Raw genomic sequence first — 8444 nt, 5'->3', positions numbered from 1 at the left:
AGCCCCGATTTCAGCAAAAGCGACAGGTTGCGCGGGTTCTCCCCCACCCGGCGCCAGGCATAAGCCCACCAGTCCTTGCCAAACGGCGCATAAAGCCGCAGTCGATATCCCGCCGCAACCAGTTCACGTTGCAACGGCTGATTAACGCCATAAAGCATCTCGAACTCGAACTGATCCCGCGCCCAGCCGTTTTGATCGGCAAGCTTCGCGATCTTGAGCACCAGTTCGCGATGGTGACTGCCAAAGACCGGGAAAAATCCGTTTTGCTTTGCCGTGTCCGATAACATCATCCCGGCAAGTGCGAGGTAATTGCCATCAATCTCGGGCCGTTCGGTAAAGGCGACACTTGCTGGCGGGGCCATGGCCCCCTTGACCAGCCGCACCATCGCCCCGCGTGCGATCATGTCGTTCAGATCAGATTCCGTCCGGTGCAAACGTGCTTGCAGGGTTTGGGCCACGGGAATACCGGCATCCTGCAAACGATGATGCAGCGCCAGCGTATCATCGACCATGTCGAAATCTTCCATATCGATCATAAGCCGGACGGTCTGCCCGCCATCTGCCTGTGCTGCGATGTCGCGGATCTGGCTGGCAATTTCGTCAACATGCTGGGTCAGGATCGCCGCACCCTGCATATAGCCAAGCTGCGACGGATCAATGGAAACATGCACATCAAGGCCCGCTTGATGCAGGCTTGGCATGACCGCGCGCAACTGATCAACGGTTTCGCGAACCTGGGTGATATCCGTGACATATTCGCCAAGATAAAAACTGGAAATCCGAATGCCGCTGGCCTTAAGCGCGCTTGCCCGTGCAACATGCCCCTTGCCGTCCCCGGCACTGACAAACTGTGCGGCCAGTCCTGTCTTGCGACCAATTGCCTCGCCCACGGCGCGAAGCGGCTTGGAACACGCAACCGCAATCATCGATTTTTGCCAAAAGCCCATATCATTCAATTCCCTGCTGGTGACGCAAAGCTCCGCCATATCCGATCCGGTCGACAGATTATTGAATGATATGACCCAAAACGCAAAACGGCCCGCCAAGGGCGAGCCGTTTGCAAATTCATTTGATCGCGCAACCTTATGCAGATAGGTCTTCACCCGCCAGCGCACGGTCGATCAGCGCAACACTTTCATCAAGGCCGTAAAGGGCGATGAAGGAGCCCATGCGCGGCCCCTGTTCCTGACCAAGCAGCACTTCGTAAAGCGCCTTGAACCAGTCGCGCAGGTTTTCGTAATTGTGGTTTTTACCCACGGTGAAAACTTCGGTCTGGATGTCGGACGGATCGGTGCCCGGTGCGACTTTGGACAAGGCGTCGCGCAAGTCTTTAAGGGCGGCCTGCTCTGCCTCGGTCGGGGCGCGGTACCTTTTCGTCGGTTTGACGAAGTCATTGTAATAGTTGATCGCATAGCCGACCAGCTTATCGAGATACGGCGAGCTTTCCGGGGTTGCACCGGTGACATAACGTGAAATGAACTTCCACAGCAGATCACGGTCATCGGTATTGCAGACCGAAACCAGGTTCAGCAAGATGCCGAACGACAGCGGAATGTCGCGATCCGGCGCAGTTCCGGCATGAATGTGCCAGGCCGGGTTCTGCAGGATCTTGGTCGGATCGGTTTCGGTTTTAAGCTTTTCGGCAAAGGTCAGATATTCATCCACGGTTTTCGGGATGACATCAAAATACAGGCGCTTTGCGGTTTTCGGCTTCTGGAACATGAACAGCGACAGGCTGTCTTCCGGCGCATATTTCAGCCAGTCTTCCATCGAAAGACCATTACCCTTGGATTTGGAAATCTTCTGGGCGTTCTCATCAAGGAACAGCTCGTAATTGAAGCCTTCCGGCGGGGTGCCGCCAAGCGCCTTGACGATCTTGTTGCCAAGCTCGACCGACGGAATAAGGTCCTTGCCTGCCATTTCATAATCAACGCCCAGCGCATACCAGCGCATCGCCCAGTCCGGCTTCCACTGAAGTTTGCAATTGCCGCCCGTCACCAGCGTTTCAACAAGATCACCGGTTTCCGGGTGTTCGTAAACGATGCTGCCGCTCTCGGGTTTAAGTTCGGTGACCTTGGCCATCAGGACTTTGTTGGTGCCCGGCTCGACCGGCATGAACGGGCTATAGGTCGCGCGGCGTTCTTCACCAAGGGTCGGCAGCATGATTTTCTGGATCGCGTCATAACGTTCCAGAAGACGCAGAAGCGCCTCGTCAAACATGCCCGATTTGTAGCAGTCGGTCGAAGATTTGAATTCGTACTCAAAGCCGAAACCGTCAAGGAATTCGCGCAGCTTGGCATTGTTGTGATGCGCAAAGCTTTCATGGGTTCCAAACGGATCGGGAACGCTGGTCAGCGCCTTGCCAAGATGTTCGGCAACCATGTCCTTGTTCGGGATATTGTCCGGGACCTTACGCAGGCCGTCCATATCATCGGAGAAGCAGAACAGCTTGGTCGGGATATCGCACATGGTTTCGAACGCGCGACGGACATAGGTCGTGCGCGCAACTTCGCCAAAGGTGCCGATATGGGGCAGACCCGACGGACCATAACCGGTTTCAAAAAGGACATAGCCCTTTTCAGGCGCCTTCTGTTTATACCGCTTGACCAGCTTGCTGGCTTCCTGAAAAGCCCAGACGTTGCTGTTAAGTGCGGCATCTCGAAGATCGGCTGTCATTTTTGAAACCTTGTTTGTCAGTTGGATCGTTTAATTCTCGGGGAATATGCTTTGGGTCAAGACCCTGACACGCGACCATCCTGATCGCATGTTTGCGCGAAGCTATACCTCACTTTGGGTCAAGATCAAGCACCTGTTGTGCATGGCTGCCACATAATCGCGGAATTCGCGCCCCGATCACCCACAATTTGCGCCAAAATACGATTTGGATATCCGCACCCCGGCTACACCTAAGTGTAGTTGAATTCCATTTACCGGATGCAAATATCGCAACTTGGGCTAACGCGCTTAAGTAGATCTAATGTTTGTGTGTAAAAACATGTAATTGAAATGATTTGTATTATTAGTCCAATTTAAATCCGATGATCAGTTAAAAACGCGATCAGGCCCGATTGACAAAGCGAACACGAAGTTGGAGTGCGTTGATGTCGTTTGGAGAGACCGGTGTACAGATCACCGAAGAAGACTTTCCGTCGGGAAGCCAGGATCAAAGGTTTGAACGCGTGGTCGAATACGCGCCAAACGCCATGATCCTGATCGGGGCTGACGGCACCATGGAAATGGTCAATGCCCAAACCGAAATCATTTTCGGTTATTCCCGAACTGAATTGCTTGGTCAACCGATCGAGATGCTCGTGCCCGAACGTTTTCGTGCCGGTCATCCCCGTTTGCGCGGCTCCTATACGAATAATCCAAACCCGCGCCCGATGGGGGCCGGACGCGACCTTTACGCGTTGCGCAAGGACGGAAGCGAGTTTCCTGTCGAAATTGGTCTCAATCCGATTACCGATGGCAAAAACCAGCAGATCCTGGCCGCGATTTCCGACATTTCCGAACGCAAGCACCGCGAAGAACAGATTGCCCGATCACTTCGCGAAAAGGAAACCCTGCTTTCCGAGGTCCATCACCGGGTAAAGAACAACCTGCAGATCATCCACAGCCTTCTGGACATGCAGACCACCTCGGTCATCGATATTCAGGCCCGTGAAGCCTTGATCGACAGTTGCAACCGGGTGCGCTCCATGGCGCAAATTCACCAGTCGCTCTATCAAAGCGAAGACATTGCCAAAGTGAACTTTGCTGATTTCTGCGAAAGCCTGATCTCGTCGCTTCTGGCGTCATTCAACGTCGATATCGCACGTGTGCGGGTAAACAGCGACCTGTCCGATGTCGAGCTTGCGATTGAACAGGCCGTGCCGAGTGGCCTGATTGCAAACGAACTGATCACCAATGCACTCAAACACGCTTTTCCGGATGGCCGGTCAGGGCAGATTGATGTCTCGGCCAGCAAGAACAAGCAAGACGTTGTCACCCTTCGGGTCTCGGACAATGGTTGCGGCATGCCAAAGGGCTTCAAACCCGGCCAAAGTGATGGCCTTGGCCTTCAATTAATCCATCTGCTTGTGGATCAGATTGGCGGCACCCTTGATGTGGTTACCGAAGGCGAGACAACATTCATCATTACATTCGCGATGGAGGACTGATCAGGATGGAACATCCGGTCCACGTCATGATTGTCGAGGATGAACGCATTATCGCGCTGCATCTGCGCAAACAGCTTGAGAAGCTTGGCTATCAACGCACAAGCGCACATACGCGGGGCAATGACGCACTCGAAGCCATCAAACTTGATCCACCCGACATTATCTTGATGGATATCCGCATTGATGGCGATATTGACGGGATCGAGACCGCAGCAGGCATCCCGCCAAACCTGATGATTCCGGTGATTTATGTTTCGGCACATTCCGAAGACGCGACACTGGCGCGTGCCCAGAAAACCCGCCCCTATGGATTTTTGATCAAGCCGTTTTCCGATCGTGAATTGCATGCCACCATCCAGATGGCGCTGGAACGCCGTACCGCCGAAGTCGCACTGTCAGAAACCCGACAGCGCCTGTCACTTGCCATGAACGCCGCCCAGATGAGCTGCTGGGAAATTGATGTCGGCACCCGTCAAATGCACAGTACGGGCCTTGGCAAATTTGATCCGCTTCAGGAAGCAGAAACTGTCACAGAAAGCTGGGACACGTTTCTGGAACGCGTTTCATCCGAAGACCGCGACATGGTGCGCAAGGCGTTTGCCTATGCGGTTGACCATGGCGAATTTTACGATGTCGTCTTTCGCAGTCTGGATGACGACCAGAACTATCGCTGGTTCCGTGCACGCGGGAAATCATTCGGCGATGAGCGCAAAGGATCCCAGCGTATCGTCGGTATGATGCAAGACATCACTGATCAGCGCCTGACGCAGGATAAACTGCGCGAAGCCATGACCGTGTTTGAAACGACACAGGATGGCATTCTGATCCTTGATCCCGACCTTAACGTTTCCAACGCCAACAGGGCCTACTACCGCATTACCGGCGAAACCGAAAAAAACACGCTGCACAAGCCGCCCTATTTCTTCTCGCCCAATGAACATCCTGCCGAGTTCTTTCAGGAACTGTTTGCCGGGATCGGCACCCGCCGTCACTGGCGTCGTGATCTTGATACCCGCAATGCAAAGGGCAATCCGATATCGCTGGCATTACAGGTAATTGCCGTCGAGAACGAGGAAGACGAACTCACGCATTTCGTGATGATCGTTTCGGATCGGACTGCCATCCGCCAGGCCGAACAGGAATTGCATTATCTTGCCCAGTATGACGGACTGACCAGCCTGCCCAACCGCCTGCTTGCCACGGACCGGCTTAACCGTGCAATTGAACGCTCGGAACCAAATGGCACCATGGTGGCGTGCCTGTTTCTTGATATCGATGATTTCAAGACGATTAACGACACGCTGGGCCACGCGGCTGGTGACCAGGTTATCCTGATTGCAGCAACCCGGATCAAGGGCATAACCGAACGCACAGACACGATATCTCGTCTTGGTGGCGATGAATTCCTGATCATTCGCGAAAACATCCCCAATGAAACGGCGGCCGCCAATCTGGCGCAAAAAATCATTCAGGAACTGCAACGCCCATTTTACATCAGCGGCCATGAAATGAACATTTCGGCCAGTATCGGCATTTCCATGTATCCCGACCATGGTCGCTCGTCACATGACCTTATCCGACTTGCAGATACCGCGATGTATGCCGCCAAGGATCGCGGGCGCAGGACCCTGGCACTGTATGAACCGGAAATGACGGCGAATGCCACTCATTACATGACCCGGTCGCTTGAGCTGCGCCGTGGTCTGGACAATGATGAACTGGTGCTGCATTACCAGCCACAGATTGATGGCATCAGCGGTGAAATGGTCGGCGTCGAGGCACTTCTGCGCTGGAATCATCCAGTTCACGGACTTGTCGGCCCCAGCGAAATCATTCCAATTGCCGAAAAAAGCGGTCTTATTATCGAAATTGGCAGCTGGGTGCTCCGCGAGGCCTGCAAACAGGCCCGTATCTGGCAGGATGAGTATGGCGAAAAAATCCAGATGGCGGTGAATGTATCTGCCCGCCAGCTTCAGCTTGCAGGCTTTGCCGATTCCATCGCCCATGAACTTGCCATGTCCGGCCTGCCGGCCGAGCATCTTGAAATCGAAGTCACCGAAAGCATGATTCAGGATGAAGACAGCATGATTCAAACCCTGCATGATCTGCGCGAGGTGGGGGTCTCGCTGGCAATCGATGATTTCGGTACGGGCTATTCCTGCCTGCGTTCGATCAAAAGCCTGCCAATCAGCCGCATCAAGATCGACCGTGCCTTTGTCAATGGTCTCCCCGGCAACAGTGACGATGTCGCCTTGATCAACGCGATGCTGGCAATGGCCAATGCCCTTGGACTGAAAGTCACCGCCGAAGGGGTTGAAACCAAAAAGCAGTACGAGTTCCTGCGTGAAGTACCCGGCATCGAATTGCAGGGCTTCCTGTTTGGCAAACCGGTCCCGGCCAACGAAGTTTTCGCGCCGACTATCCGAAAAGCGAAACCGTTTTAACGACAGCACTCCAACCCGGCAGATATCTTCCCATATAATGTATTCTACTTTAGAATAGCATGCGAACGTGCCGTGCCTGTTTGCATCACCAAGCCACTGCGTTGGCTACAGTAATAATGCATTGCGATCTTTCACAGGAAAGCATCAGTCGGAAGGATAGCTGAATGAACTTTTCCTCCCTGTCACTGGGCGCGAAACTCACACTTGTGAGTGCAATGGCCATCGCGCTTTGCCTCATTGCAGGCATTTCACTTCAAACCATCCAGACAAACCAAACCACCGAGGAACTGACCGTCGGCGAGACACGCGCAGTGGCAAGCCATCATGCCCAGCAGGCAGGCAGCGTTCTGAATGGCGGGATGCTGGTCGCGAAAAACCTTGCGGGCACCTTCCGCGCAATTCGCGAAAAAGGCGGTGCGGATCGCAGCGCATATAACGAAATCCTCAATCGCACACTGGTAGATAACCCGACCCTTGCGGGGGCCTGGTCCGGGTTTGAACCCAATGCCCTTGACGGCAAGGATGCCGATTACAAGGACGAAGGCGAACCATTTGGCGACGGCACCGGGAAGTATGTCACCTATTACTATAATTTCGGTGACGGCATTACGCCCTATCACCTGACCGGGTTGGACAATCCCGAGGTCAACGAATATTACACCGCCCCGCGTGACACCAATAAACCCTACGTCACCGACGCCATCACCTATGACATTCAGGGCCGCGATGTGGTTCTGACCTCATTTGTCTATCCGGTGCAAGACGCCAGTGGTCAGTTTCTTGGCGTCCTGGGGGTTGATCTGGAACTCAATGCCCTTTCCGAACGCTTTGCCGAGCTGACCCCGTTTGGCACCGGCACGGTCAATCTTGTGTCGGCACAAGGTACCTGGGTGGCACACGAAGACCCTGAAATACGCGGAACGACGCTTGATCCCGAAAACAGTGTTCATGCCGCCATTCTTGACGCAATGGAAAATGGCACTTCTAGCCGCGTGGACAGTGAGACCACCATGCACATGATTGTTCCGGTTGAAATCACCGGATACCCGAATCAGTGGGGTGTGGTTGTCAATGTTCCGCTGGCGACTGTCTATGCCCCGGCGGATAGTCTGCGCAACACGACATTGATCGGCGGTCTCATCCTGCTTGCGATTGTGATCGCCGTGGTTCTCCTATCCACCAGAAGTCTTGTGTCGCGCCCGATGACCCGTGTGGCGGGTGTGATTGATCATCTTCAGAAAGGGCAGTTTGACGTCACCGTCCCTTATCTCAAACGCAATGACGAGATCGGGTCGATCGCCAAGGCGCTTGAAGCCTTTAAAGAAGCGTCGGCAGGCATGCAAAAGGCGGAACGAGAGAAGCTCGCAGCCGAACAGAAGGCCAGCGAGGAACGCAACCGCACGCGCCTGCAAATGGCTGACGAGTTTGAAAAGTCTGTCGGGTCCATTGTTGTCAATGTATCTGACAGTGCAAGCAACATGGAAACGGTATCGCGTCAGATGCGCCGTGCCGCAGATGAAAGCTCTGAACAGGCTGTTGTCGTTGCAGCGGCAGCTGATGAAGCCAGCGCCAATGTGCAGACAGTCGCCTCGGCAACCGAAGAACTGTCCGCCTCCATTCAGGAAATCAGTTCGCAGGTCGCAAAGTCATCGGATATTTCAAACACCGCTGTTGACGAAGCCTCAAAAGCCAACGCCATGGTCACCGGCCTTGCCGAGGCTGCAGATCGCATTGGTGAAGTCGTCAGCCTGATCAATGACATTGCCGCCCAGACCAACCTTCTGGCACTGAATGCCACGATCGAGGCGGCCCGTGCGGGCGAAGCGGGCAAAGGCTTTGC

At 54.2% G+C, this 8444-nt stretch carries 5 protein-coding genes; 3 read left to right on the top strand and 2 right to left on the bottom strand.

The genetic code is table 11. The annotated features are described in order from the left end of the window. Together B2R48_RS09265 and B2R48_RS09260 are read right to left on the bottom strand one after the other, a co-directional pair. Positions 1 to 947 (bottom strand): proline dehydrogenase family protein (locus tag B2R48_RS09265; RefSeq protein WP_296999518.1); only part of this gene is annotated, 947 nt, incomplete at its 3' end. A gap of 136 nt (positions 948 to 1083) precedes the next feature. Then, positions 1084 to 2676 (bottom strand): lysine--tRNA ligase, encoded by a 1593-nt coding sequence (locus B2R48_RS09260; protein WP_062955603.1) that lies wholly within the window; start codon positions 2674 to 2676, stop codon positions 1084 to 1086. A gap of 425 nt (positions 2677 to 3101) precedes the next feature. On the opposite strand from B2R48_RS09260, the gene B2R48_RS09255 reads away from it, so the two are divergent. The 3 genes from B2R48_RS09255 to B2R48_RS09245 form a co-directional block, all read left to right on the top strand. Then, positions 3102 to 4160, top strand: a complete 1059-nt coding sequence (locus B2R48_RS09255) for a sensor histidine kinase (RefSeq protein WP_296999515.1) — start codon at positions 3102 to 3104, stop codon at positions 4158 to 4160. A gap of 5 nt (positions 4161 to 4165) precedes the next feature. Further along, complete coding sequence (locus B2R48_RS09250; RefSeq protein ID WP_296999513.1) at positions 4166 to 6604, top strand: two-component system response regulator; 2439 nt, start codon at positions 4166 to 4168, stop codon at positions 6602 to 6604. A 164-nt stretch (positions 6605 to 6768) separates the two neighbouring features. After that, positions 6769 to 8444 (top strand): methyl-accepting chemotaxis protein (locus B2R48_RS09245; RefSeq protein ID WP_296999511.1); only part of this gene is annotated, 1676 nt, incomplete at its 3' end.

The sequence above is a fragment of the Thalassospira sp. UBA848 genome (assembly GCF_002295455.1).
In the GTDB taxonomy this organism is placed as follows: Bacteria; Pseudomonadota; Alphaproteobacteria; order Rhodospirillales; family Thalassospiraceae; genus Thalassospira.
The sequence above is the reverse complement of the archived record's forward strand: the minus strand, read 5'-3'. Positions and strand labels throughout refer to the sequence as shown.

Bases quoted from the DNA above. Each gene is read 5' to 3' on its own strand.
- B2R48_RS09260 (WP_062955603.1), bottom strand. From the start codon at position 2,676: ATGACAGCCGATCTTCGAGATGCCGCACTTAACAGCAACGTCTGGGCT.
- B2R48_RS09255 (WP_296999515.1), top strand. From the start codon at position 3,102: ATGTCGTTTGGAGAGACCGGTGTACAGATCACCGAAGAAGACTTTCCG.
- B2R48_RS09250 (WP_296999513.1), top strand. From the start codon at position 4,166: ATGGAACATCCGGTCCACGTCATGATTGTCGAGGATGAACGCATTATC.